The sequence below is a fragment of the Salicola sp. Rm-C-2C1-2 genome (assembly GCF_040196175.1).
Lineage (GTDB): Bacteria > Pseudomonadota > Gammaproteobacteria > Pseudomonadales > Oleiphilaceae > Halospina.
The window spans coordinates 225763-250541 of the sequence record NZ_JBEFNF010000002.1; the positions used below are offsets into that span (position 1 = coordinate 225763).

Annotated in this window: 23 protein-coding genes; 4 read left to right on the forward strand and 19 right to left on the reverse strand. The window is 60.6% G+C overall.

Annotation, left to right across the window (positions count from 1 at the left end; all coding sequences use genetic code 11):
* A complete protein-coding gene (arsH, locus tag AAF659_RS06840; protein ID WP_349750975.1) occupies positions 1 to 732 on the forward strand; it encodes an arsenical resistance protein ArsH in 732 nt (243 codons plus the stop codon).
* A 26-nt stretch (positions 733 to 758) separates the two neighbouring features.
* Here the strand turns inward: arsH and purD are convergent, their stop codons facing one another.
* From purD to AAF659_RS06890, 10 genes are all read right to left on the reverse strand, one after another.
* A complete protein-coding gene (gene purD, locus AAF659_RS06845; protein ID WP_349750976.1) occupies positions 759 to 2042 on the reverse strand; it encodes a phosphoribosylamine--glycine ligase in 1284 nt (427 codons plus the stop codon).
* Between the two features lie 25 nt (positions 2043 to 2067).
* Complete coding sequence (gene purH / locus AAF659_RS06850) at positions 2068 to 3654, reverse strand: bifunctional phosphoribosylaminoimidazolecarboxamide formyltransferase/IMP cyclohydrolase (RefSeq protein ID WP_349750977.1); 1587 nt, start codon at positions 3652 to 3654, stop codon at positions 2068 to 2070.
* 15 nt (positions 3655 to 3669) lie between these two features.
* A complete protein-coding gene (gene fis, locus AAF659_RS06855) occupies positions 3670 to 3978 on the reverse strand; it encodes a DNA-binding transcriptional regulator Fis (protein ID WP_502949201.1) in 309 nt (102 codons plus the stop codon).
* Positions 3975 to 4964: a tRNA dihydrouridine synthase DusB gene (gene dusB / locus AAF659_RS06860; protein ID WP_349750978.1), complete on the reverse strand. Its 990-nt coding sequence runs from the start codon at positions 4962 to 4964 to the stop codon at positions 3975 to 3977. The genes fis and dusB overlap by 4 nt, the downstream gene beginning before the upstream one ends.
* Before the next feature lie 134 nt (positions 4965 to 5098).
* Complete coding sequence (locus AAF659_RS06865; protein WP_349750979.1) at positions 5099 to 6160, reverse strand: DUF3426 domain-containing protein; 1062 nt, start codon at positions 6158 to 6160, stop codon at positions 5099 to 5101.
* 15 nt (positions 6161 to 6175) lie between these two features.
* Positions 6176 to 7072, reverse strand: a complete 897-nt coding sequence (gene prmA, locus AAF659_RS06870; RefSeq protein ID WP_349750980.1) for a 50S ribosomal protein L11 methyltransferase — start codon at positions 7070 to 7072, stop codon at positions 6176 to 6178.
* A 3-nt stretch (positions 7073 to 7075) separates the two neighbouring features.
* The gene (accC, locus tag AAF659_RS06875; protein WP_349750981.1) at positions 7076 to 8419 is read right to left on the reverse strand and encodes an acetyl-CoA carboxylase biotin carboxylase subunit; all 1344 of its coding nucleotides are present in this window, start codon (positions 8417 to 8419) and stop codon (positions 7076 to 7078) included.
* A 17-nt stretch (positions 8420 to 8436) separates the two neighbouring features.
* Positions 8437 to 8913, reverse strand: coding sequence for an acetyl-CoA carboxylase biotin carboxyl carrier protein (accB, locus tag AAF659_RS06880; protein WP_349750982.1), 477 nt, complete (start codon positions 8911 to 8913; stop codon positions 8437 to 8439).
* A gap of 13 nt (positions 8914 to 8926) precedes the next feature.
* Positions 8927 to 9364 carry a type II 3-dehydroquinate dehydratase gene (gene aroQ / locus AAF659_RS06885; protein ID WP_349750983.1) on the reverse strand — a complete coding sequence of 146 codons (438 nt, stop codon included), beginning with the start codon at positions 9362 to 9364 and terminating at the stop codon, positions 8927 to 8929.
* A 118-nt stretch (positions 9365 to 9482) separates the two neighbouring features.
* Positions 9483 to 11099: a GGDEF domain-containing response regulator gene (locus AAF659_RS06890; RefSeq protein WP_349750984.1), complete on the reverse strand. Its 1617-nt coding sequence runs from the start codon at positions 11097 to 11099 to the stop codon at positions 9483 to 9485.
* 111 nt (positions 11100 to 11210) lie between these two features.
* On the opposite strand from AAF659_RS06890, the gene AAF659_RS06895 reads away from it, so the two are divergent.
* Positions 11211 to 13169: a bifunctional diguanylate cyclase/phosphodiesterase gene (locus AAF659_RS06895; RefSeq protein WP_349750985.1), complete on the forward strand. Its 1959-nt coding sequence runs from the start codon at positions 11211 to 11213 to the stop codon at positions 13167 to 13169.
* 28 nt (positions 13170 to 13197) lie between these two features.
* Here AAF659_RS06895 and ppa read toward each other — a convergent pair whose 3' ends face one another.
* The gene (gene ppa / locus AAF659_RS06900; RefSeq protein WP_349750986.1) at positions 13198 to 13722 is read right to left on the reverse strand and encodes an inorganic diphosphatase; all 525 of its coding nucleotides are present in this window, start codon (positions 13720 to 13722) and stop codon (positions 13198 to 13200) included.
* A 170-nt stretch (positions 13723 to 13892) separates the two neighbouring features.
* On the opposite strand from ppa, the gene AAF659_RS06905 reads away from it, so the two are divergent.
* Positions 13893 to 15041 carry an acyl-CoA dehydrogenase family protein gene (locus AAF659_RS06905; RefSeq protein ID WP_349750987.1) on the forward strand — a complete coding sequence of 383 codons (1149 nt, stop codon included), beginning with the start codon at positions 13893 to 13895 and terminating at the stop codon, positions 15039 to 15041.
* On the opposite strand, the gene rpiA is transcribed toward AAF659_RS06905, so the two are convergent.
* From rpiA to nosR, 7 genes are all read right to left on the reverse strand, one after another.
* Complete coding sequence (gene rpiA / locus AAF659_RS06910) at positions 15042 to 15713, reverse strand: ribose-5-phosphate isomerase RpiA (RefSeq protein ID WP_349750988.1); 672 nt, start codon at positions 15711 to 15713, stop codon at positions 15042 to 15044. It abuts the gene before it with no gap.
* 58 nt (positions 15714 to 15771) lie between these two features.
* Positions 15772 to 16272 carry a nitrous oxide reductase accessory protein NosL gene (locus AAF659_RS06915; protein ID WP_349750989.1) on the reverse strand — a complete coding sequence of 167 codons (501 nt, stop codon included), beginning with the start codon at positions 16270 to 16272 and terminating at the stop codon, positions 15772 to 15774.
* A 15-nt stretch (positions 16273 to 16287) separates the two neighbouring features.
* Positions 16288 to 17118: an ABC transporter permease gene (locus AAF659_RS06920; protein WP_349750990.1), complete on the reverse strand. Its 831-nt coding sequence runs from the start codon at positions 17116 to 17118 to the stop codon at positions 16288 to 16290.
* The gene (locus AAF659_RS06925) at positions 17111 to 18043 is read right to left on the reverse strand and encodes an ABC transporter ATP-binding protein (RefSeq protein WP_349750991.1); all 933 of its coding nucleotides are present in this window, start codon (positions 18041 to 18043) and stop codon (positions 17111 to 17113) included. Before AAF659_RS06925 ends, AAF659_RS06920 begins: the two co-directional genes overlap by 8 nt.
* Positions 18040 to 19329 carry a nitrous oxide reductase family maturation protein NosD gene (locus tag AAF659_RS06930; protein ID WP_349750992.1) on the reverse strand — a complete coding sequence of 430 codons (1290 nt, stop codon included), beginning with the start codon at positions 19327 to 19329 and terminating at the stop codon, positions 18040 to 18042. Before AAF659_RS06930 ends, AAF659_RS06925 begins: the two co-directional genes overlap by 4 nt.
* 66 nt (positions 19330 to 19395) lie before the next feature.
* The gene (nosZ, locus tag AAF659_RS06935) at positions 19396 to 21309 is read right to left on the reverse strand and encodes a TAT-dependent nitrous-oxide reductase (protein WP_349750993.1); all 1914 of its coding nucleotides are present in this window, start codon (positions 21307 to 21309) and stop codon (positions 19396 to 19398) included.
* 39 nt (positions 21310 to 21348) lie between these two features.
* Positions 21349 to 23496 carry a transcriptional regulator NosR gene (gene nosR / locus AAF659_RS06940; RefSeq protein ID WP_349750994.1) on the reverse strand — a complete coding sequence of 716 codons (2148 nt, stop codon included), beginning with the start codon at positions 23494 to 23496 and terminating at the stop codon, positions 21349 to 21351.
* A 148-nt stretch (positions 23497 to 23644) separates the two neighbouring features.
* Between nosR and AAF659_RS06945 the strand changes: the two genes are divergently transcribed.
* Positions 23645 to 23980: a hypothetical protein gene (locus AAF659_RS06945; RefSeq protein ID WP_349750995.1), complete on the forward strand. Its 336-nt coding sequence runs from the start codon at positions 23645 to 23647 to the stop codon at positions 23978 to 23980.
* Here the strand turns inward: AAF659_RS06945 and AAF659_RS06950 are convergent.
* On the reverse strand, positions 23974 to 24672 hold the full coding sequence (locus AAF659_RS06950) for an alpha/beta hydrolase (RefSeq protein WP_349750996.1): 699 nt from the start codon (positions 24670 to 24672) through the stop codon (positions 23974 to 23976). The two genes, AAF659_RS06945 and AAF659_RS06950, sit on opposite strands and share 7 nt — an antisense overlap.
* Positions 24673 to 24779: the final 107 nt, after the last annotated feature.

The following is a 24779-nucleotide window of genomic DNA, read 5'->3' on the forward strand; positions in this document are numbered from 1 at the left end:
TTGTCCGGGGATTCGCCACTTCCCAATGTTGATCGGGCATTTCTTGATCATCCCAGTCTGAGCAAGCTCAATACCCCGGGTAGCGCCCAGCCGCCCCGGGTGCTGCTGCTGTACGGCTCACTGCGCGAGCGCTCCTACAGTCGGTTTCTGGCTGAGGAGGCGCAAAGTCTGCTGCACGAGTTCGGCGCCGAGACCCGCGTTTTCAATCCCTCTGGTCTGCCGCTGCCGGATGACGCTGGGGCGGATCATCCCAAGGTGCAGGAACTGCGTGAGCTTTCCCAATGGTCCGAGGCGCATGTCTGGGTCAGCCCTGAGCGCCACGGCAACATGACCGGGATCATGAAAACCCAGATCGACTGGTTGCCACTGTCTGTGGGTGGGGTCCGGCCGACCCAGGGCCGGACCCTGGCAGTACTGCAGGTTTCCGGTGGCTCGCAGTCGTTCAACGCTGTGAATAATCTGCGCATTCTGGGACGTTGGATGCGCATGATCACCATCCCCAATCAGTCCTCTGTTCCCAAGGCCTATCAAGAGTTTGACGAGGCGGGACGGATGTTGCCGTCGCCGCTGTACGATCGGGTGGTCGATGTGATGGAGGAACTGATGAAGTTTACGCTGCTGTTGCGCGACCGCGCCAACTATCTAGTAGACCGTTACAGTGAGCGCCGAGCGGATGGGCGGTCACCGGTTACCGAAGCCGGGATCGCTGAGAGCGCGTCGTCACTGGAATAAGCGGACGCGCTCCGGGGTGCCATAGCTCAGGTGCGCTCAAGCGCGCGGAACCCTATATCACGGCGGTAATGGGCGTCTTCCCAGTGAATGTGTTCGACGCCGTCGTAGGCGCTGTTCTGCGCGTCGGCCACGGTCTCGCCAAGGGCGGTGACGCACAGCACGCGACCGCCTGCGGTCACTACCTGGCCGCTTTCATCCTGCTGAGTGCCGGCATGGAAGACCTTGCGGTCGGCGGCGTCCACGTCGTCGAGCCCTGAGATGGCATCGCCCTTGCGGTATTTCGCCGGGTAGCCACCCGCCGCCATGACCACGCCCAGAGCCGTGCGCTCATCCCAATCGCAGCTGACCTGGTCCAGCTCACCGCGGGCGCCGGCCAGGCAGAGCTGGATTAGATCGGTGCGCAGCCGCATCAGCAGTGGCTGGGTCTCAGGATCGCCCAGCCGGCAGTTGAACTCGATCACCTTGGGCGAGCCATTGGGGCTGATCATCAGGCCGGCGTAGAGAAAGCCCGTGTAGGGCCGGCCTTCTTCTGCCATGCCCTTTACGGTGGGCTCGATAACCTCCCGCATGATGCGCTCGTGAACGTCATCCGTTACCACGGGTGCCGGTGAGTAGGCGCCCATGCCGCCGGTGTTGCTGCCGGTGTCGTCATCGCCCACGCGCTTGTGGTCCTGGCTGCTGGCCAGCGGCAGAATGTTCGCGCCATCAACCATGGCGATAAAGCTGGCTTCCTCGCCCAGCAGGCATTCCTCGATCACCACCCGGTGGCCGGCATCGCTGAAGGTGTTGCCAGCAAGCATATCACGCACGGCGTGTTCGGCTTCGGGCAGGGTCTCTGCCACGATCACGCCCTTGCCGGCGGCCAGGCCATCCGCTTTGATCACAATGGGAGCATTTTTCTCGCGCAGGTATTCCAGTGCTGACTCAGGGTCCGAGAAGGTCTGATATTCGCCAGTGGGAATGCTGTGGCGGGCGAGAAAGTCCTTGGCAAAGCTCTTGGAACCTTCCAGCTGAGCTGCGGCCTGGCTGGGACCGAAAACGGCGATGCCAGCCTCACGCAGTCGATCCGAAACACCTTCCACCAATGGCGCTTCCGGGCCCACGATCACCAGATCAATGGCGTTTTCGGTGGCGAAGCGGGTCAGTCCTTCAATGTCTTCAGCACCGATCGCCACGTTCTCGACCCCGGTCTCCCGGGCCGTACCCGCATTGCCCGGGGCAACATGGACTTTTTCCGCCCCTGGGGACTGAGCGGCCTTCCAGGCCAGCGCGTGTTCGCGGCCACCGCCGCCGATGATCAGGATCTGCATGGTTGGGCTCCCGTTCCTGCTTCTATCAATGCCGGAAATGGCGCATGCCGGTGAAAACCATGGCAATGCCATGCTCATTCGCGGCGTCAATCACTTCCTGGTCGCGCATGGAGCCGCCGGGCTGGATCACTGCCTTGATGCCCGCTTCGGCGGCCTGGTCAATGCCGTCCCGGAAAGGAAAGAATGCGTCCGATGCCATGACCGAGCCATTCACTTCCAGACCCTCATCGGCGGCCTTGATGCCGGCGATACGGGCGCTGTAGACGCGGCTCATCTGCCCGGCGCCGATGCCGATGGTGCGGCCGTGGCGGGCGTAGACAATGGCATTGGACTTCACGTACTTGGCCACTTCCCAGGCGAACAGAAGGTCCTCCAGCTCGTCCTGTTCCGGTGACCGCGCGGTCACCATCTGCAGGGTGGATTCATCAACCATACCCAGATCCCGGTCCTGAACCAGCAGGCCACCGTTCACCCGCTTGTAGTCCCAGCCGGCGATGCGTTGCTCATTGAAGGGGCCACAGATCAGCACACGCACGTTTTTCTTTGCTGCCAGCACGTTGCTGGCTTCCGGGGTGATGTCCGGGGCAATGATCACTTCCACGAACTGGCGCTCAATAATCGCGGAAGCCGCTTCCGGATCCAGCGGCCGGTTGAAGGCGATGATGCCCCCAAAAGACGAGGTCGGGTCGGTGGTAAAGGCCAGGTCGTAGGCCTGTTTCAGGTCCGCCCCGATGGCCACGCCGCAGGGGTTGGCGTGCTTGACGATCACGCACGCCGGATCCGCGAAGGGTTTGACGCATTCCAGTGCGGCGTCCGTATCCGCCACGTTGTTATAGGACAGAGCCTTGCCCTGAATCTGGCGCGCGGTGGCGACGGACGCCTCGCTGGCACCACGCTCGCGGTAGAACGCCGCATTCTGATGCGGGTTCTCGCCATAGCGCATGGTCTGCACTTTCTCGAACTGGTTGTTAAAGGTGCGGGGGAACGGCTCCGGCTCGGCCTGGCTTGCCAGTTGACCGCCCAGATAGTTCGCGATGGCGCCGTCATAAGCGGCGGTGTGCTCAAAGGCACGGGTTGCAAGGTCAAAGCGGGTGCTGGCGTGAAGACCGCCATCATTGGCATCCATTTCACCCAGGATACGGTCGTAATCGTCGGCGTTCACGACAACGGTTACATCCTGGTGGTTCTTGGCCGCGGCCCGCAGCATACCGGGGCCGCCGATATCGACGTTCTCAATAGCGGTCGCGAGGTCGCAGTCCGGGTCCGCCACTGTCTGTTCGAAGGGATAGAGATTGACCACAACCATGTCGATGGGATCGATGCCCTGCTCCGCCATGATGCTGTCATCCGTGCCGCGACGTCCCAGTATGCCGCCATGGATCAGCGGGTGGAGTGTCTTGACCCGGCCGGCCATGATCTCCGGAAAGCCGGTGTGGTCAGACACCTCCCTGGCATCAATGCCGCTTTCGGTGAGCAACCGAAAGGTGCCGCCGGTCGACAGTATCTCAATACCCCGCTGGCGCAGTGCCTGGGCAAATTCAACAATACCGGTTTTGTCCGAGACGCTGATCAGCGCCCGGCGGATGGGGCTTGCATTGGGCTGTTCCGTCATGATGGCTCCGATTCCTTACAGCAGGCCGTACTGTTTGAGCTTCTTGCGCAGGGTACCGCGGTTGAGACCCAGCATCGCTGAGGCGCGCGTCTGATTGTCGCCGGTGTATTCCATGACTTTTTCCAGCAGCGGTGCTTCCACTTCGGAGAGCACCAGCTGATAGACGTCACTGACCGGGGCACCATCGAGTTGTGAAAAATAGTTTTCCAGTGCCTGTTCCACGCTGTCGCGCAGCGTCACGGTCTGACCGTTGCCGGCAGCCGTTGTAAGGGGCTCATCGGGTGTGTGGGCCCGGTTATCCTCGGCCATGAATTCAGTGTTCATGCGACACGTACCTCTTCTGTCTGAATGCCTTGAAAGTAATCATCAAGCAGCTGCAGCTGCGCGCCGGCGTCCTCAATGCGGTTGAAGTGCCGGCGGAATATCTTGTCCGGATCACGGGCCTGCAGGTACCAGCCTACGTGTTTGCGTGCAACACGCAGGCCGATGTACTCGCCATAGAAGCCGTGCAGTGCCTCTACATGACCCATCAGAATGTTCCTGATCTCTTCCTGATCGGGATCCGGTAGTTCCTCACCCGTGGCCAGATAGTGATTGATCTGACGAAAGAGCCAGGGCCGCCCCTGGGCGGCCCGGCCAATGAACAGCCCGTCCGCGCCTGTTTCCTGCAGGACCTCGTCGGCCTTGCGGGGCGAATCCACGTCGCCGTTGGCAAATACAGGAATGTCCACAGCCTGTGTCACCTTGGCGATGGTTCCGTATTCGGCCTCGCCCTTGTAGGCGTCGGCACGGGTACGCCCGTGCACTGCCAGCGCAGAGATCCCCACATCTTCGGCCATACGCGCAATGGTCTCGGCGTTGCGGTTGTCACGGTCCCAGCCCGTGCGCATCTTGAGCGTAACCGGAACATCCACGGCCGCTACCACCGCCTCCAGGATCTCCTGAACCAGGGCTTCGTCGCGCATTAGCGCGGAACCCGCCGCCTTGTTGCAGACTTTCTTGGCGGGGCAGCCCATATTGATGTCGATGATCCGGGCACCATTAGCGACATTGAACCGCGCGGCCTCCGCCAGCATGGGCGCATCGCCGCCGGCGATCTGGACAGCGATGGGCTCCGGTTCCCCGCTGTGATCCATACGCTGACGCGATTTGCGGGAGCTCCAGAGACTGGCGTCTGCGGTGACCATCTCGGAAACAGCCAAGCCCGCGCCCATCGTGCGGCATAGAAGCCGGAAGGGTCTGTCCGTGACACCCGCCATGGGTGCCAGAACCAGGTTGTTGGGCAGCGTATGGGGGCCAATGGCGACCACAGCGTTCTCCTGGTGATTGGGTCCGTGCGGGTTGGTCAAATCTCGACCAGCTCAGGGGGGAACAATGATACGCCGGGCTCCCAGCCCATTAAAGGGGCGGATTGAATCAAAAGCAGAGTATTTTTGAGGTTGGCCTATTGACGCGCCGGGAGGAAGTCGATCCTGTAGTTGATAGCGTCTTTACCGGGATCCTTCAGGCTCAGGCGGATGCGGCGGCCCGCTTTCGAGGGAATGCGGCCACGGGCTGCTTCTTCGCCAGCCAGGTAGGTGTCTGGCTGAAATACGCGCTGGGCCACCACATCATTGTTGAGATTGGAAAAACTAAGGGCAATGGCGGGCCAAGGCTGGGCAAAGCCGCCCTCGTTGACAATGGTGACCTCCAGGAGCAGGGCGTTCGCCATGTCCGGATGACTGCGGACCACCAGCTGACGGGGTTCCAGCCGATCGGTGGCTACCAGCGGCGGCAGCTCGCATCCGAGCCATTCACAGGCCTGCTCGTACCAGGGGCGAACAGGCTCATAGAGGGCGAGCCGTTCGAAACGGTACCAGCCCACCTGGTAGGCCAACAGGGCGGCCATTGCGGTGACGCCCAGAAACCATGCAAGCCGGCGCAGCCAGCGCCAGCGGTCAGGCCTGGTGGTGACAATCGGGTCGGTATTCAGCGTCTGCCAGGCAGGCTCGAAGTCGGGCTCAGCGCGGTCTTCCGGCTCAGGGTCCGTGTTACGCTCGAGGTCCGCTTCTCCGGGGCCTGGCTCTGGCGATGGCGGTTCTGCCGTAGTTGCTTCCGGTTCGTGCTCGACCTCGTGGAGCAGTGACTCCGCCCAGCTCTCATCGTCCTGAAGATGGTCGCCGGATTCGAGTGAGTCCAGCTCGCTGCGAAATCCGGAACGGTCGCCCGCGTCAAGGGCCAGGATATCGTCGCTGAATTCTTCCTCTACCGGCCCCTCATGGCCGGTATAGCGCTCTTCCTGGGCATCTTCCTCGGGATTATCATCAAAGATCAGGTCGTCGTCGGAGCCTGATCCCGTGGAGGCGTGTGTGTCTTCTTCCGGTTCGGCGTGCTCAACGGCATTGAATACATACAGGCAGTGGCCACAGCGGACCCGTCCGCGCGCCGCCTCGATCTGACGCGGGGTTACCCGGAACCGCGTCTGGCAGTACGGGCAACGGGTAAGAGTATCCGGTTGTGCGGCCATGCAGTCGGCTCCACTTCAGTCCGTGTGGCGCGTTCCGGTCAGACAGATCCAGCCTTCCTGCTCCGTTGGTGACTGCATGTGGAACCAGCGGGCATAGCGATCACTGATGGCGTCCGCCTGATTGGACAGGATGCCTGAAAGCACGATCTGTCCTCCAGGCCGGACCTGACTGGCCAGCGTTGGAGCCAGAGACAGTAATGGTTGCGCCAGTATGTTGGCAAGCATCAGGTCACAGCGGCCTTCCGGCTGGTCCTCTGGCAAGTAAAGATCAAGGGCTTTATCTGGAATGGTGTTGCGTCGCGCGTTATCGCGGCTGGCGTCCAGTGCTTGTGGGTCATTGTCCGTGGCGACCACGTGCCCGGCGCCGAGCTTGAGTGCGGCAAGTCCGAGAATGCCAGAGCCGCAGCCGTAATCGACGATCTCCAGGCCCTCCACAGGATTGGCATCCAGCCACTCCAGGCAGAGACGGGTAGTGGGATGGGTGCCGGAGCCGAACGCCAGCCCCGGGTCCAGAGTGATGTTAACCGCTTGCGGTTCCGGGGGGTCCTGCCAGCTCGGGCAGATCCAGAGGCGGTTGCCGAAGCGCTCGGGACGGAAATCATCCATCCACGCGCGCTCCCATTCCCGATCCTCAAGCAGCTCCGTCTCCATGGATTCAACATGGGTCTGGGTAGCAGCATGATAGGCTTCTGCCACTTGCGATTGAACCTCGGCCAGGTCTGCTTGGCCCTGAAACAACCCCGTGACGGTGGTGCTGTCCCACAGCGGGGTAGAGCCGCGCTCAGGCTCATAGAGCGGCGTATCCGCGCTGTCTTCCATGCTTACAGACTCGGCACCGGCTTCAAGAAGCATCTGTTCCACAAGCTCGGCATGGTCACTGTCCGACTGGATGTGAAGCTGTACCCACGCCATGCGTCAGTCCCGCCGGATCAGCTGTTCCAGGTAATGGATCGTGATGTCGCCGCTGCGGAAGCCTTCATCACGAACCAGTCGCTGGTGCAGAGATCCGTTGGTCTTGATGCCGATGACAACCAGCTCATCCAGCGCATTGTGCATGCGCGTGAGGCAGGTGTCGCGATTGTCGCCAAATGTGATGAGCTTGCCCACCAGCGAGTCGTAGTAAGGTGGAATACTGTAGCCAGAGTACAGGTGCGAGTCCACGCGCACGCCGAGACCGCCCGGTGGGTGGAATCGTTCAACACGCCCGGGACTGGGAGCAAAGGTTTTGGAGTCTTCGGCATTGATCCGGCACTCCAGTGCGTGGCCACGGACTTCAATGTCCTCTTGGCGGTAGCGCAGTTGCTCGCCAGCGGCAACACGGATCTGCTCGGCCAGGATGTCGACCCCCGTGACCATCTCGGAAACCGGGTGTTCCACCTGGACTCGTGTGTTCATTTCGATGAAGAAGAACTCGCCGTCCTGATAGAGAAATTCGAAGGTGCCCGCGCCCACATAGCCAATCTCGCGGCAGGCGGCGAGACAGGCTTGAAGGGTACGTTCCCGAGCCTCCGCGTCGATATTCGGCGCTGGCGCCTCTTCAATGATTTTCTGGTGGCGGCGCTGCAGGGAACAGTCCCGGTCGCCCAGATGGATGACGTTGCCGTACTGATCCGCCAGAACCTGGACTTCCACATGCCGTGGTCGTTCCAGATATTTCTCGAGGTAGACGGTTTCGTCGCCGAACGCACCCCGGGCTTCACGCTGGGTGACGTGTACACCCTTAAGCAGTGCATGCTCGGTGTGCACGACCTGCATACCGCGCCCGCCACCGCCGGAAGCCGCCTTGATCAGCACCGGATAGCCGATTTCCCGGGCGATCTGGCGGGTGCGCTCCTCATCTTCGTTCAGCGGCCCATTGGAGCCGGGAACGGTGGGTACACCGGCGCGCACCATGGAGCGGATGGCAGAGACCTTGTTGCCCATCAGCCGGATGGTTTCGGCGGAAGGCCCGATGAACCGGAAGCCGCTTTTCTCAACCTGCTCGGCAAAGTCCGCGTTCTCGGACAGGAAGCCATACCCGGGATGGATGGCGTCGGCGTCTGTTACCTCGGCGGCACTGATGATAGCCGGGATGTTGAGATAACTGTCGGCGGCGCTGTTGGGCCCAATACAGACGGATTCGTCCGCCAGGCGTACGTGCATCAGGTCGCGGTCCACGCGTGAATGCACGGCAACGGTGCGGATGCCCAGCTCCTTGCAGGCCCGCAGTATGCGCAGGGCGATTTCACCCCGATTCGCAATCAGTACTTTATTGATCATGATGCGGCGCTTCGCTGTCAGGTGATGACGAACATGGGCTGGTCGTATTCAACGGGTTCACCGTCTTCGACCAGGATCTGGGAAACCGTACCGCTGATGTCGGCGTCGATCTGATTCATCATTTTCATGGCCTCGACAATGCAGAGGGCGTCACCGGCGTGCACCTTCTGGCCTACCTGCACAAAGGAGGCGGAAGTGGGCGACGCTGCCCTGTAGAAAGTGCCAACCATGGGAGAGCGTACCAGGTGCCCCTGGGGCTCGTCCGGTTCGGTCTTTTCTTCAGCCGGTTCACTGGCGCCGCTGGTGGGCTGCGGCTGCGGCGCAGGTGCCGGCTGCTGCGGGGCTGGCGCCGGGGCTGCTGGCGCGGCCATAGTTACGGTATCGGCCCGCCGGCGGTTGATTCGGACGGAATCCTCGCCTTCCCGGATTTCCAGTTCCTCAACGTCGGATTCTTCCAGAAGCTCGATCAGTTTCTTGACTTTGCGAATGTCCATAAGGGGCTCTCATTCACCTCAGTTTGCGGCATGCGGCGGTCAGCGCGAGTTCATAACCCTGCGCTCCCAATCCGCTGATCACGCCCTCGGCAACATCTGAAAAAAAGGAATGATGGCGAAAGGACTCGCGCGCATGCACGTTGGATAGATGCACCTCAATAAACGGGATCGCGGTGGCCAGCAGGGCATCCCGCAGGGCTACGCTGGTGTGCGTGAAGGCTGCGGGATTGAACAGGATGAAGTCGATGCCTTCATCGGCTGCGTCATGGATCCGTTCGATGAGCTCGTGTTCGGCGTTGCTCTGCAGCGTGAACAGGTGATGGCCGGCCTCGGTGGCCTGTTCATTCAGGCGCTGATTGATGTCCACCAGGGTGGCTGCCCCGTAGGTATCGGGCTCGCGGGTACCGAGCCGGTTCAGGTTGGGGCCGTGGAGGACGAGGACGTTGGCCATAATTGTTTCTTTTCGGGTTATTTTGCGTCGGATTCTGTGTTTTCAGGCTCAGATCCGGCCACGTTAGGAAAAGTGTGAACGCATGTTAGCCGTAGATCAATAGCGGTGATACGAAAAATCAATCTCCTGCAACCACCTGGTTGCGACCCTCTTCTTTGGCCGCGTAAAGCAGGCCATCGGCACGTTCACACAGCTGCTGGGGGGATTCCCCCCGCCACTGGGCCACGCCGCAGGAAAAGGTCACATGGAAATCCGTGCCTGTGGCGGGCTGGCGCAACTGGCTGAACTTTTCGCGAATCTCATTCATGACGTCGAGTGCGTCATCCTCCTGTGTGTCCGGAAGGATGATGGCGAACTCTTCACCGCCGTAGCGGCCGATGTGATCGGTTTTGCGCAGACGCTGCTTGAGAAAGAGTGACAGGCTTTTCAGGATCCGGTCGCCGATGGGGTGTCCGTAGGTATCATTGATGCGCTTGAAGTGATCCAGGTCCACCATGACAAAGGTCAGTGGCTCGTGACTCTGGTTGGCCCGGCTGATCTCGGATTCGAGCAGACTCAGTGTATGCGTGTGGTTGTAGAGGCCAGTGAGGCTGTCGCGGATCATCAGCGCCAGCAGCGAGCGGGCCCGCCGACCCCGGTTGTGGAGGGTGGCGACCAGGTGTTTGGCGTCAATGGGCTTGGTGAGGAAGTCGTCGCCGCCCATGCTCATGGCGTGCAGCTGCTTGGCAACATCCTCTTCCGCGGAGAGGTAGATGATGGGCACGCTGTGAAGATGGTCCTGCTGGCGGATGACCTTGGCCAGTTCCGTTCCGGTGCACCCGGGCATATACATGTCCAGGATGATGATTTCCGGAGAGAAGGTCTCCAGCGCATCGACGACCTCCATAGGGTCGGTCAGAACACAGGAGCGCATGCCGGCCTTCTGGAGCACGTTCTCAATATATTTGGCCTGGGCTTTGGAGTCGTCGACCACCAGCACCCGATAGGGTTCGGGGGGGTGGGCGTAGGAGTAGTGCTCGATCTTTTCGATCAGCTGCCCCGGGTCGAGCGCCTGGTAGAAGAACTCTTCGCCACCGGAGCGTACAGCCCGCAGGCGGGTTTCGATGGAACCGTCCTCACGGCTGATATAGAGCACAGGGATGGGGGTTTCGTGGCGTTGCTGGATGCGTTCCATGGTGGCGATACCGGCAACGGCGTCATCACCGCCGAAATTCACGTCAATCACAACTGTTTCAGGTTTGTTGCGCGCGCACTCCGCCTCCAGGTCTGCCGGAGTCGGGAAAGCCGCGGCCCGGAAACCGAAGAACTCCATCTGGCGGATGATGCGCTGAGCGTAGTCGCTGTCGTTGAAAGCGAGATAGATTGGCGTGCGCAGGTAGGTCCGGGGTGCGTCATCCTCGTTCTGGTCCGAGCGCCGCAAAGTGCAACGCGCAAGCTGGTCCATGCCCTGCTGCAGGCTGTCGCGGATCTCGCTGTTCATGGGCTGGCTTTCGGGCCAGATCTGGAGGGCGGTGCGAATGCTGTCGGCGGCCGCCTCATGATCGGTCATCTCGAAGCGCCGCGCGTACTTGATCAGCTTCTCCGTGGCAGCCATCAGGTCTTCGCGCAGACCGGGTGGCGGTTCGCCGTTATCGAGGAACTTCTGCCAGTTCTCGAGCACGACGCGTGCTTGGGTGGTTACGCGTCGGGCGAAGTGCTGGCGCAGCTTCTCCTGCTGAGAGTTGGTGTCTGTCATGACCGTAGGCTTGTTATTGGTGTGCTTTGTCACATTCCACGCAACCACTATAGTCGTTTCTTCTGGATCTGTGTCAATCTGGCGTCTTTCGGCCCGTTTCGGGAAAACACCATGCGTCGAGCGGACGATACAGGCTACAGCCTGCGCATGCTCCTCGTGACTTTCATCGGGGTGCTGCTGGTTATGGTGCTCGCGGCGAGCACCTGGTTCAGTGCCAGCCGCTTTGGGGCCTATCTTGGGGAAGAGCTCCGCATTCAGACCCAGGATGCGGCTACCGCGCTGGGGGTGGCGGTATCGACACTCGAGCGTGATGGCCAAATACGACGGCTGGTGGATGCGGTCTTTGACAGTGGCGCCTATTCCAGGGTCGAGCTGGTCCGTTCTGATGGCAGCGTGCGCCACAGTCGTGAGGTAGAAGACACGCCATCGGCGGTCCCCGGGTGGTTCCGCCATTGGGCGGATCTGCCTTCGCCGCGAGGTGAGGCGAGCGTCATGGCCGGGTGGCAGCCGGCCGGCAGTGTGCGGGTTTACGGTGATCCCAAGCCGGCTCTTGTCCGTCTCTGGCGCAGTTTCCTGGTGGATCTGGCCTGGAGTGGTGCGCTTCTGTTGCTGAGTATGTGGCTGGCCTGGCGCGGTTCCGGGCGGCTTCTGGCGCCTTTGCGGCAGATGGCGAGCCAGGCGCAGGCACTGCAGGCTAATGACTTCTCCGCGCGTACCCAGCCACCCCATGCCCGCGAACTGCGTCGCGTAGCTCAGGCGCTTAACGCCATGGCCGCGCGCCTGAGCCAGACCTTCCAGCGCCAGCTGGATCTGATCAGTGAACTGCAGCGCCGCCTCAATCGGGATCCGGTGACCGGGCTACGCACCCGTGAGGCGTTTGATCAGGCACTGACCGCGGTCTTGCATTCCCATGAATCGGTGCGCGGAGGGGGGTTGGCCATATTCCGTCCGCTCGGGTTCCAGTCATTCAATAAGCGTTGCGGACGGGCGCAGGGCAATGCGGTTCTGGCCGAGTGCGGCGCGAGGCTTCTGGACTTTGAGTCTCACCATGAGGGAGTGGTGACGGGGCGGGGGCAGGGCGCGGATCTGCTGGTCTTAATTGCCGGTGTCGATGCCGCCGAGGCGGATGCCTGGTTGCAGGAGCTGGTGGCGCAGCTCGCATCGCGCTACAGTGCCCACAGTGTACCGGAGCAGGGCATCTTCCAGGCTGGCGTGACTCGGATTGAATCAGGATTGAGTGTGGGCGGACTGCTGACACGGGCTGATCAGGGCCTTAGCACGGCGGCGGCGAGCGCAGACCCGCTGGTCTGCTGGGGGCATGCGTTGGCCGCGCCTTTGGATGGCGCCGGGAGCTGGCTCGAGACCATCGATAATGCGCTGGCCTCGGAGGATGTGGCACTTGCCTGGCAATCAATCCACGACCTGGCCGGCAATGGTTTCATGCACCAGGCCCTGGGGCGGATGCAGCTGGCCGGGCAGTGGCAGGCAGCGGCGCATTTTCTGCCCCATCTGGAGCGCTCAGGGCGAACACCGTTGTTTGACCGCCTCGTCGTTGAACGGGTGCTTTGCGGTGAACGACCAGAGGCTACAGGCGCCGTGGCGGTGTCGCTGGGGTTGGCTTCACTGGTCGATGATGCCTTCATGCACTGGCTGGTCCTGCGTCTGGAGACAGCGGGGGATCAGGTCCGGTCGCTGTGGTTTGTTGTGCCGGAACGTGCCCTGCGTGTTCAGCCGGCAGCTGTGTCGTTGCTTGCAGAGGCAGCCGCGCGTACCGGAGCAAGCCTGATGGTGGACCACTTCGGTTCCGGCGGCGTCAGCTTTGGATACCTGGGGCGTTACGCCATACAGGCCGTGCGCATCAGCCGTGAGCACATCCGGGATCTTCATCAGCGCCCCGAGGCACGTTTCTTCCTATCGCACATCGCGCCGGTTCTGCGCGAGCAGGGTATCCAGGTCTATGTCAGTGGCGTGGAGGTGGAAGCCGAATGGGCGGCGGTGCGTGAGCTGCCAGTTGACGGTGTGATGGGCTACTGGTTCTCCCGGCCCAGGGAGCCGGAGGGGATGAGCTGACCGGGCGGCCGAACCGCCCGGCTGCTGGTTACTGGGCGGCCTTGACCGCTTCCTCTACCGCTTTGTGTGCGGCTTCGGCGTTGTCCCAGTTGCGCACCTTGACCCACTTGCCGGCTTCAAGGTCTTTGTAGTTCTCGAAGAAGTGCTTGATCTGTTCTTTCAGCAGTTCCGGAATGTCCTCAACGTCCTGCACATCCTTGTAAGCCGTGGTCAGCTTGTCGTGGGGAACACAGACCAGCTTGGCATCCTCGCCTTCCTCATCTTCCATGTTAAGAACGCCCACGGGGCGCGAGCGGATGATCGCGCCTGGCTGAACCGGGTAAGGCGTTACTACGAGGGCATCCAGCGGGTCATCATCATCGGCCAGAGTGTTCGGGATGAAGCCATAGTTGGCCGGGTAGAACATGGGCGTGGCCATGAAGCGATCCACGAGGACAGCGTCCATGTCCTTGTCGATTTCGTACTTGATCGGCTGCGCGTTGGCAGGAATCTCAATGGCAACGAAGATGTCTTCCGGCGGGTTCTTGCCGGGCGGGATCTTGTCAAAGTTCATGACGGTGTCCTTTTCTGTGGATGAATGAAGGCTTCATGAATCAAGCGTGAATTATACGCATGGATCGCGCGGGATAAAAATCCAAAGATGACCAAGCGCTTGCTTGGTGTTAGTGGTTGCGGCACACTCGGGCTGTTCACACTGGCGCTGGCTGCTGAAGGAAGGCACTCATGAAGACCGCAACACACTGCTTCACCGAAACCCATGAACAGGCTCGCCAGACGGCATTGCGCTTTGTGGAGCGGGAAGTCCTGCCGCACATTGATGAATGGGAAGAGGCCGGAGAGTTCCCCCGCGATCTTTACCGCAAAGCGGCGGAAGCCGGGCTTCTGGGTGTTGGTTATCCGGAGTCACTGGGGGGGACCGGTGAAGGCGATCTCTTCCTCAAGGTGGCGGTCAGCGAGGCGTTAATGCGCAGTACGTCCGGTGGCCTGGTTGCGGGCCTAGGCTCTCACGACATCGCGCTGCCACCCATTGTGCAATGGGGGTCGAAGGCCATGCGCGAGCGCGTAGTCCCCGAGGTGCTGAATGGCGACGCGGTTGCCGCTCTTGCGATTACCGAGCCCGGGGGCGGCTCCGATGTGGCTAACCTCCAGACCCGGGCGGAAAAGGAGGGTGATTACTACCGGATCAACGGCAGCAAGACCTTCATTACCAGCGGTCACCGGGCGGACTACTACACCGTGGCTGTGCGTACCGGCGAAGCCGGTCATAACGGCATCAGTATGATGCTGGTTGAACGTGACACGCCCGGTTTCTCCCGCGGGCGGGTGCTGAAGAAGACCGGCTGGTGGGCCAGTGACACCGCCGAGCTGTTCTTTGATGACGTCCCGGTGCCGGCGGAGAACCTGATTGGCCAGGAGAACGGCGGGTTCATGGTCATCATGACCAACTTCCTCCAGGAACGGCTGATGCTGTGCATCATGGGTGCCATGACGGCGCGCCTGGCACTGGAGCAGGCTATGGCCTATAGCCGCGAGCGGGAGGCTTTCGGGCGCTCGATCAGTGGCTTCCAGGTGACCCGGCACAAGCTGGTGGATATGGCCACCCGGGTAGAGATGGCCACCCAGTACACCTACCACTGCGCCGCCCTCATGGATGCCGGAAAGACACCGGTCAAGGAAGTGGCCATGGCCAAGAACGTTACGGCAGAGGCGGCGGAGGATGTAACCCGTGAAGCGGTGCAGCTGCACGGGGGTATGGGCTACATGCGCGAGGCGGGGGTTGAGCGCCTCGCCCGTGATGCCCGCATCCTTGCCATCGGCGGCGGCACCACCGAAATCATGAAAGAGCTTATCGCCACACAGATGGGACTTTAATCAGGCTGCTTTCTCGGTAACGCCGGTCGCGGTGGCCACGAAGAGCCGGTCCGCCGGGCGCTTCGCAAAAAGCCCATTGGTGACCACGCCAGTGATCTGGTTGATCGCCTCTTCAGCCTTGATCGGACGGCTCAGATCAAGATTGTGTACATCCAGAATAATGTTGCCGTTGTCCGTGGTGAAACCGGCACGGTATTCCGGGTCGCCGCCCAGCCTGACCAGCTCGCGCCCCACATAGCTGCGTGCCATGGGGATCACTTCAACAGGCAGGGGGAACTGACCGACAATATCTACTTCCTTGGACTCGTCGATAATACAGAGGAAGGTTTCCGAGGCGGCGGCCAGAATCTTTTCCCGGGTCAGGGCGCCTCCGCCGCCCTTGACGAGTTCAAGCCGTTTGTTGGCCTCGTCCGCGCCATCAAGGTAGAAGCGCGGCGGTGCGACGGCGTTGAGATCGTAGACCGGTATCCCGTGCTGTTTAAGGCGTTCGGCGGTCGCTTCGGAGCTGGCGACAGCGCCCTCAAACTGGTCCTTTTCCTCAGCCAGGGCATCGATCAGGTAATTAACCGTACTGCCGGTGCCAACCCCCAGAATACTGCGTGGGTTCAGGTCCGGCAGGATATGATTCAGTGCGGCTCGCGCCGCCTCCTGTTTGTGGCTGTCCTGGCGCATAGGGGCTGTCTCTCTGTTTTCGGTTGTGAAGGCCCAGTATACGGATTCAGGTGGGCACTTAGGAACTGGCCTTGAGTGCGTCCCAGTCCAGCTCCCGGAATCCAAGGATGCGACCGCCGTGCGTCTCGGCAAACTGCTCCGCGTCTTTGTTGTTCGAAAACGGTGCTGGCGAGTGGCCCATGGCGCCTTCCTTTTTGTGGCCGACGACATAGACGGCGTTCCTGGCCTCGATCCAGGCCTCGCCAGAGGGTGACTGCCACCGGGTACGACTAAGGTCGTGAACATAGAGCTTTCCGATCCGGGGTTTGGAGTCGGGTTGCCAGGCCCAGGAAAACAGGTCGTTGGTGGAACAGAAGCTGAGGGTTTCGCCTTCATCAACGCAGGCTTGGCCTTTGGGGCCCGGGAAACTGCTGATGGTCATGCCGCAGAGCGTGCATTGGTGGCCGTCCGAAAGCGCAATGGACTGACAGTTGGCGCCAGTGTCGCCCTGTCCACAGCCTGCCAGCGACAGGATTGGGAGGGCACCGAGGAAAGCAATGATATCGCGTCGGGTGGTCATAATGGCTCCCTGATCTCAGGTACGGCGACGCCGGAAAACGGCGGCGGCAATGGCAAGTGGGGCAATGATCCAGAGTCCGAGAAGGGCGATCAGGCCCGCAACCGAGTGGCTCTCACTGGTCGCAATGGCGAGCATGCCGCTGGCTTGCGCGACCTGTTCAAACCCTGTCAGGTTGATCAGCCGGAAGATATCCGTCGGGTTGATCATCAGCAGAACCTGGAAAAGGCTCTCGTTCACCTGGCCTTCAGTGCCCACGAGTATCCCCAGCAGTGTCAGGTCGTAGACCAGCACGAACAGGAACCAGACAAAGAGCGCCATGCCCGCTGCCCGGGCTTTTTCATGAGCAATGGCACTGATCAGGTAGGACAGGGCCAGAAAGGACCAACCCAGCAGAATGGCACTGCCTATAAACAGCGAGAAGGGGCTGACAAGGGCGGCAAGGGTCGCCTCAGCATCGAAGACCACAATCACCAGCCCGGCAATGGCGAAACCCAGAAGCGTGGAGAGGCCCATGATGGCGGCGTGCCCCATGAACTTGCCCGCGAGCAGCCCGGTCCGGCTCAGGGGGTAGGTCATCAGTAGCAGAAGGGTACCGTTTTCATCCTCACCCACAATGCTGTCATAGGCCAGCATCAGGGCGATCAGGGGAATCAGGAACACCGCCAGGCTGGCGAGGCTGGCGATGGTGGTCGAGACACGGGTGAAGCCAACCTCCCCGGAGACAGCGGCACCGAACCAGGCCAGGGCAATGGCCAGCATCGCGAATACCAGGGTGATGGCCAGAACCCAGCGGTTACGCAGCCCGTCCCGGAATTCCTTGCCGGCAACGACCAGGGATTCATGCATACCGGGTTCCCCCTTCATTGAGCTCGGTGTCGAAATGGGCGTACAGAGTTTCCAGAGTTGGTGGTTCAATCGTGACGTCCTCAAGCCCGGCAAGGTTGAGCAGCTCATTGAGCACTCTGATCTTGTCCCTGGTCGCAACCGTCAGAACCAGGCTGTTATCGGCCTCGGGGATAGCATCCTGAATGGCCGGATGCAGGCCGGTGTCCGGAAACCGGGTGGAGGGCTGGCGGCGGACACGGATTGTCAGCGGCAGCTCCGCCTGGCTGCGTAGCGCCTCAATCGTGCCTGATGCCAGCAGGCTGCCGCCGCCGAGGATGGCGACGCGGTCCACGTGTTGTTCAATGCCGGGCAGCACATGCGAGCTGATCATGATGCCGGTGCCCCGGGCGCGCAGCTCATCGATGGTCTGGTAGACATCCCGTGTGGCCATGGGGTCAAGTCCGACCGTGGGCTCATCAAGCAGCAGCAGGCGGGGCTCTCCCAGCAGCGCCTGGGCCAGGCCGAGGCGCTGGCGCATGCCCTTGGAGTAGGTGCGCACTCGGCGGTTGGCGGCATGATCGAGACCGACCTGCGTCAGCAGTCGGTTGACCTCTTTCGGGGGTACGCGTTTGAGGCGTGCGAAATAGGTCAGCACCTCACGGCCACTGAGATTGTCGTAGAAGCTGACGTTTTCCGGGAGATAGCCCAACTGCATCCGGAGCTGGCCGGAGCCCGGGCCTCTCGGGTCTTCGCCGAAGACCCGCACGCGCCCGGAGGTGGGCGTCAGGATGCCCAGTATCAATTTCATGGCTGTGGATTTGCCGGCACCGTTATGGCCGAGCAGACCCAGAACCTCGCCTTCACCAAGAGCAAGATTCAGATCGCTCAGGGCGCGTACGCCGCTGAAATGACAGCTGAGCTGTTCAAGGTCCACCGTGTTGGTCATGAGCGCTCTTCCTGCGTTTCCGGGGGGCGCATGAGCGGGTGGCTGTCCTTTACGCCCCTGGGTCTGAGTATGGGAAAGGCGGACTGGACCCAGCGCATGAGTTCCACCGCCGGGCTGTTCATCAGCACCCGCGCCATGGGATAGGTCCACAGGATCCGATCCACTGCGTCATTGGGTTCATGGGGAACATCGCCGATGCCATCGTCATTGATATCCCAGCCCATGTAGTCACTCCAGTAGTTGCCGCGTCCGTCTTTTGACCATTCCTGGGCGCGGTTGGAAACGTATTTGACCTGGGTACGGTTGCTGATCAGCGAGTTGCCGTGGATCTCGTTGTTCTCGGAACCAGCGGTCATATGGATGCCGATGGCGGTACGGGCGAACGTATTGCCATGGATCCGATTTTTCTGGGAGTTGTAGATGAACAGGGCCTTGCCCTCGCCGCCCTCAATACTCCGGGTGCCGTCCGGGCTCGTTGAAGCCTTGATGTCGACGGCGGCGTTATCCCGCAGCGTGGACTGGGTGATGTAGTTGAGAAGAAAACCATAACCTTTATCGTTTTCGGCCCGGTTATTGATGACTTCAAGCCGGGTGGACTGCATCAGGGCGTAGCCGGTGCGGTTGCCCCAGCTCCGGTTGCTGCGGACCGTGTTGCTGTTGGAGTACATGTAATGAATGCCGTAGCGCTGGTTGCACAGGCGGTTAGCGACCAGGGAGTTGTGGTTGCTGACATTGATGTAGATGCCGTCCCGTGCCTGGCAGACCGTGTTGTCCCGGATTATGGCGCCGTTGACATGGTGCAGGTGGATGCCGTTGCCGCGGTCTTGGGAGCGGATCTCGGTATTGCCGGTTATCCGGTTGCGTTCGATCAGCACATTGGGCGCGGAGTCCACCCAGATGCCGAATCCCTGGGCATTGATGCGGTTGTTCTGGATGTGGGCATCACGGCCGCTGGTTTTGATGAAGATGGCTGACTCATGCTGTGTCAGGTTGTCGCCGCTGTTGCGCAACAGCAGTCCCTTTACCGAGACATCCGGGGCCGAGATGGTCAGGATGGTGTCTTTGCCGCCGCCATCAATGATGGTGCCGGGGCTTCCCTGAAGGGTCAGGGAGGTATCAATTCGGTAGTGGCCCGAGAAAAGGCCGGGTTCGAGTTCCAGTGTATCGCCACTGTGGGCGTTTTCCAGTGCTTGCGCCAGTTGGCCTGGCTGGATGCCAGCCATTGCCCAGGCGGGAAAGAGAATCGCGCCCAGTAATAGACTGAGAAACCGTTGTGTTCGGCTCAAGATGATCACCGTTGGTGAAAAACGGACCGGGCACAAGATGCCCGGTCACAGTACGGCTTGTGCGGATCAGGAATCCGCAGGTTCGACCAGCATGCGGCCTGCCATTTCCATGTGCAGCGCGTGGCAGAACCAGTTGCAGTAGTACCAGTACACACCGGGTGAACCGGCTGTAAAGGTTATCGAGGAGGTCTGCTGCGGGTTGACCTCCATGACAACGCCATGCCCTATGACGCAGAAACCGTGACTGACATCCTCAACGGTATCAACGTTAGTGATCGTCACGGTCACTTCATTGCCTTCCTTGACCCGGAACTCGGTCAGACCATAACGCGGTGCGGATGAGGTCATGTAGACGCGCACGTCATTGCCATCACGAATCACTTTGTTGTCCGATTCCACGTCGATCCCGTCTTCTTTTGCACGACGGACCGTTTCCGCGAAGAAGGGGTCATCACGATCCCAGATCTGTTTCGTAGTGATCATATCGCGGGGCACGATCACCGTGTCGTGGGGTTCTGCGAAAGTCGGCGTGTCGTGCACCAGCTTCATCTCCTCGCCGGAGATATCAATCATCTGGTCGTTCTCCGGATGCAGCGGCCCTACAGGGAGGAAGCGGTCCTTGGAGAACTTGTTCAGGGAGAATAGCCATTGGCCATCGGCGTCTTTGGACTCCGCCAGGCTCGCATGGTTATGCCCGGGCTGGTAGTGCACATCCAGCTTCTGGACGATGTAGTTCACATCCTCGCCGTTGTAGTGACGGACCGCCTTCTCCATGTTCCATTTGACGATCTGGCTGTCGATGAAGAGCGTGGTGTAGGCGTTGCCACGGCCGTCATAGGTCGTGTGCAGCGGCCCCAGGCCCAGTTCCGGCTCGGCTGCGATCACATCGCGTTCGTTCTCCAGGTTGCCGGCGAACAGGTCATCCAGTTTGCTGATATCGATCATGCTCGCGGTAGGCGACAGCTTGCCGGCAGCGATGAAATACTTGCCATCGGTTGAGGTATTGCAGCCGTGCGGATTCTTGGGAATAGGCACATAACGTGTGACTTCGGTGCCATGCCGGCCATCAACAACCGGAACTTCGGAGTCACCAATGGTGGTGTAGTTACCATCCTTGACGGCCTGCTCGATGCGCTCGATGTTGAAGACAACCACCCAGTCCCGTTCGGAGCGCATCTTCTCGTTGAGCTTGACGCCCTTTTCCGAGTTGTAGCAGGTCGCTGCGGCGTACTTGCCGGTGTAGTCGGCATCCATGTTGTCGAGGTTGCCATCGACCATGACCTGCCAGGCTACTTCCATGGTTTCCCCGTCAATGGCGGTCCACAGACACCAGTAGTTGTCCGGATTGTCCAGATCCCGACCATCGTTGGGCTGCGGGATATGGAATTCACCATTGGCGAAGACATAGCCGGTCTTGGGTGCTTTCTGCAGACGCAGGCCGTGGACTGACTGGACGTTGGGGACGCTCACCATTGCATCGGGCTTGAACACATCAAGGCGGACACGTGCCACGCGGGAGTTGGCCTTGTCGTTGACATACAGGTAACGGCCGTCGTGACTGCCATCGGTGTAGCTGAGGTGCGGATGGTGGGTGTCGCCGTTGGTAAATCTGTGGCTGTCGCCCATTATGCGCTTGGATTCGTTGGTCATCCCCCATCCAGTTGCACTGCAATGGTTGAACACCGGAACCCGCATGATTTCGCGCATGGAGGGAACACCATAGATGCGGATCTCACCAGACTGGCCACCACTCCAGAAGCCGTAGTAATCGTCCAGTTGCCCCAGCGGGACGTCTTTGCTTTTTGCCCCTTCAGCCGCCTGGGCTCCACCGGAGCCGCCCATCATCAGGGCTGTGCCGGTACCGCCGGTTACGCCGAGCGCCCCAACGGTCGCCGTGGCTCCCAGGAAAGAACGCCGTCCAGGATTTGCGACCTCTTCATTCTGGTCCGTGTTCTTAGGATCGTCATCACGCTTTGTCATAGTGTTGTGTCCCTTGCCTCTCTCTGGTTTTGGGGATATCTAGCTGGTTACTTCAACAGCAGGTATCTGGTTCGTCTTATTTTTGCTGTCATCTGCGTCCGTGCGAGCCATTTTCTCGCGCTTCTTGCGCTTCTGGATCATGGGTGGGCACTTCTGGTTATCCCAGTAGGTGACCTGGCAGTCCAGGCAGTAATGGCATTCGTTGGGATTGATCCGGCCATCCGGATGGATGGCGCCAATCTCGCATTCGTTGGCGCAGATCTGGCAGGGCGATCCGCACTCCTTGTGCCGCTTAAGCCAATCGAAAAGCCGGATGCGGGCCGGAATGGCCAGACCCGCGCCAAGAGGGCACAGATAGCGGCAGTAGAATTTGTGATTGAAGATGCCAATCACCAGCAGCAGGGCGGCATAGAGCACAAAGCCCCACTCGCGCTGCCAGTGCAGGGTTACGGCGGTCTTGAACGGCTCCACTTCCGAGTACTGTTCCGCGGCACCGAGTGACTGCAGCGAGATGCCGAACAGCACCAGCAGAATCAGGTACTTCAGTGCCCAGAGGCGCTCGTGTACGGCGAAGGGCACGTCGAACTGCGGTATTTTCAGCTTGCGGGCGGCGAGATTGATCAGCTCCTGCATGGCGCCAAAGGGGCAGAGCCAGCCACAGAATACACCCCGGCCCCAGAACAGAAGCGTAGCGGCTACGAAGCTCCACATGATGAACATCATCGGGTCCATCAGGAAGGTGGTCCAGCTGAAGTCGGTGAACACAGCGTTGGTGAAGGTGAAGATGTTCACCACCGAGAGCTGGGCCAGGGCATACCAGCCGATGAACACCACCGTGTAGATCAGGAAGCCGATGCGCAGCGGATGCAGCAGGCGCGGGCGCTTGGCAAGCCAGTCCTGGAACAGCAGGATGAAGACGAGCAGACCAAGGCCGGCCCCCAGGACCCCGATCTGGATCTGGCGATCCTGCCAGACAGAGACCCAGAGCGGCTGATCACTCCCATCGCTGAGTGCCTTGCGTTCGGGGATATTGAACCATTCCTGAACCGGTTGATAGTCAAGCGTGAAGTTGACGAAGGTGGAGTCCAGCGCACCGTACTGGCGCCGGACCCGCAACTGCAGTTCCCAGGGAGCAGCCGGATCAAACCGGTTTTGCTCGCGCACAATGAAAATGTCTTTTTCCGAGATAGTGGGTGTGTCTTCCAGCGCGAAATCCGGTGCGCGCACCAGGTCGCTGTCGCGGAACTGGATGGAACTGTCCCGCTGATTGATCTGGATGCGGTCAAATATGCCGCCCCGGACAAAGCCCGTGCCCTTGAAGGAATAACGACCGTCGGCCATCAGCATGATGGCGTGTTCGCCGTCCTCCAGGCGGTCCATAAGCTGGTTGTAATGCTCCTGCCCCAGCAGATTACGCCCGGTGGTGGGGGTGTTCAGGTAGGTCGCGTAGAGGTTGATAAAGGTGTCATCCCGTGCTCTTTTCGGCGCTTTATCAACGTCTTCCGCCTCGGTGCCCTCGAAGGCATCATCCACTTGCCCCCGTGTAAGGTGGCGTTTGCTGATGGCGCCCTGCTCGCGCAGCGTTTCCCAGCCGGCCTGCTCATAGGTGTTCGTTTTTACCGTCGCCGGCTCGCGGACATCCACGGCATCCTCAGCAACCAGGCCATGGCTGACAGCAGCCTTGCGGGCAGCGCGCATGATGGTGTCGCCCATCACAACCACGGTGACCGTGGCACCAGATACCGCATCCACGTAGTCGTAGCCTTCGCGCCGGCTCGAGGAGAGGCCGACCCGCATGCGGTCATGGATGGATTTGCCCACGTATTGGTCGACGAACTCATCCATCTTTTTTTCTGGAATGCCGGTGAGAACAATGGGTTCCGAGTGTTCGAGGATCTCACCGCCAATAATTTCGCCCTCGCCGTTAAGCCCGATGCGCATGTTGACCGGCTTGCCGGAGTAGGCGGGGATGGGCGCGTAGTCCACGGTTTCGAAAACCAGTCCGGCCAGCTCGCCATCCTGATAGACGCCCATCGCTGGCTTGTCTCCGGACATGGCGCCAACGCGGTCCGCGTCCGGGAAAAAGGCTTTCGCTTCCTCCTTTCCGGTTTCGCTGACGGCGTTCAGGGAGAAAACGGTTGCGACCAGGCCCAGCAGGAAAGACTGAAGAAGACGCTGGATCATCATAGGGGTGAACTCCGGGACAATCGCCTATTGGTAACGATACAGTGACACTGAACAATTGCAGGCTCATTGATTTAAGCCAATAAATGATGCTTTTTATATGAACTAATATAGCTGGGCGGGATTTTTTGACAAATTACGGGGTTAATAAATGAGTGACGCATCAGATGTTGCCAAGGTCTTCAACCAATCGCGGATTCTGGGTGCCAGACGGCTTGTGGCTGAATACAACTTCCGGCTGGAAGGCATCCTGACGCCGATCCGGATCTGGATTTACGAGGGCATAACGGGGGACTGGGTGGAGGCCGAGCAGGACTATTTTCTGCAGGCACCGGGCATGAAGGAGCCGGCAGTACCGGAAAGCGCCCGGTATGCGACTGCCGAGGAAGCTCTGAGGGAGATTGTCGGCGGTTTTCGTGAAGGCTATGAGCAGGCAGTAAAAGCAGGTTATGAACCGGACAGCGACTGGCTGATGCCCGGCTACTGATCCTCGAGGCTGGCAGCTACGCCCTGCTCTTGGAGTCTTGCCAGGAGCCACTGATCGATAATGGCAATGGTGTCCATGCTGATTTCATGGCCCAGTGGTAGGGTATGCCAGTCAACAGGTAGGCCCTGGGCCCGCAGGCGGTCCCTGTTGGCTTCGGCCTCCTGGAGGGAGATGGTTGCATCCTCAGTGCCATGGATCATCAGTACGGGCGTGGTGGCATTGGCCGGGTGGATCCGGTTGGCAAGGTCGTCCGGATTGAGCAACTCCCCGGAGAGCACCACGATACCCGCCAGCGGGTGGGGGTGCTGGAGGCCGGTGTACAGTGCCAGTGCCGCGCCCTGGGAAAACCCACCCATGATGATCTTCGAGGACGGGATGGCGTTGTGCTGCTCGCTATCAAGGAGTGCTGTCAGCTGATTGTGCGTCTCGGCAAGGCTTTCAGGATCGGGTTCGTCTGAATCCGGTGCGATGCCATCATACCAGGCCCGACCCATGCGGTTACCCAGTGCTGTAAGCCGGCGTAACGTGGCATTGGGGGCCACGTAGCGCAATCCGAGCGCTCTGGAGTCAGTGAGGTTCTTGAAGATCGGGATCAGATCCTCGGAGCTGGCACCCTGGCCGTGGAGCCACAATGTAGTGGCGTGGATGGTCCGTCGCGTATGGATTTCCAGCGTATCGTTGGATTCGTGCATTGGGCTTCCCCGGTCACGGTGACTGCGGGGTAAGATTACCTGTATTCAGGATGAATGTTAAGGGTCCGGGTATTAAAAAGCCGGCCCCGGAGGGCCGGCAACTCTCG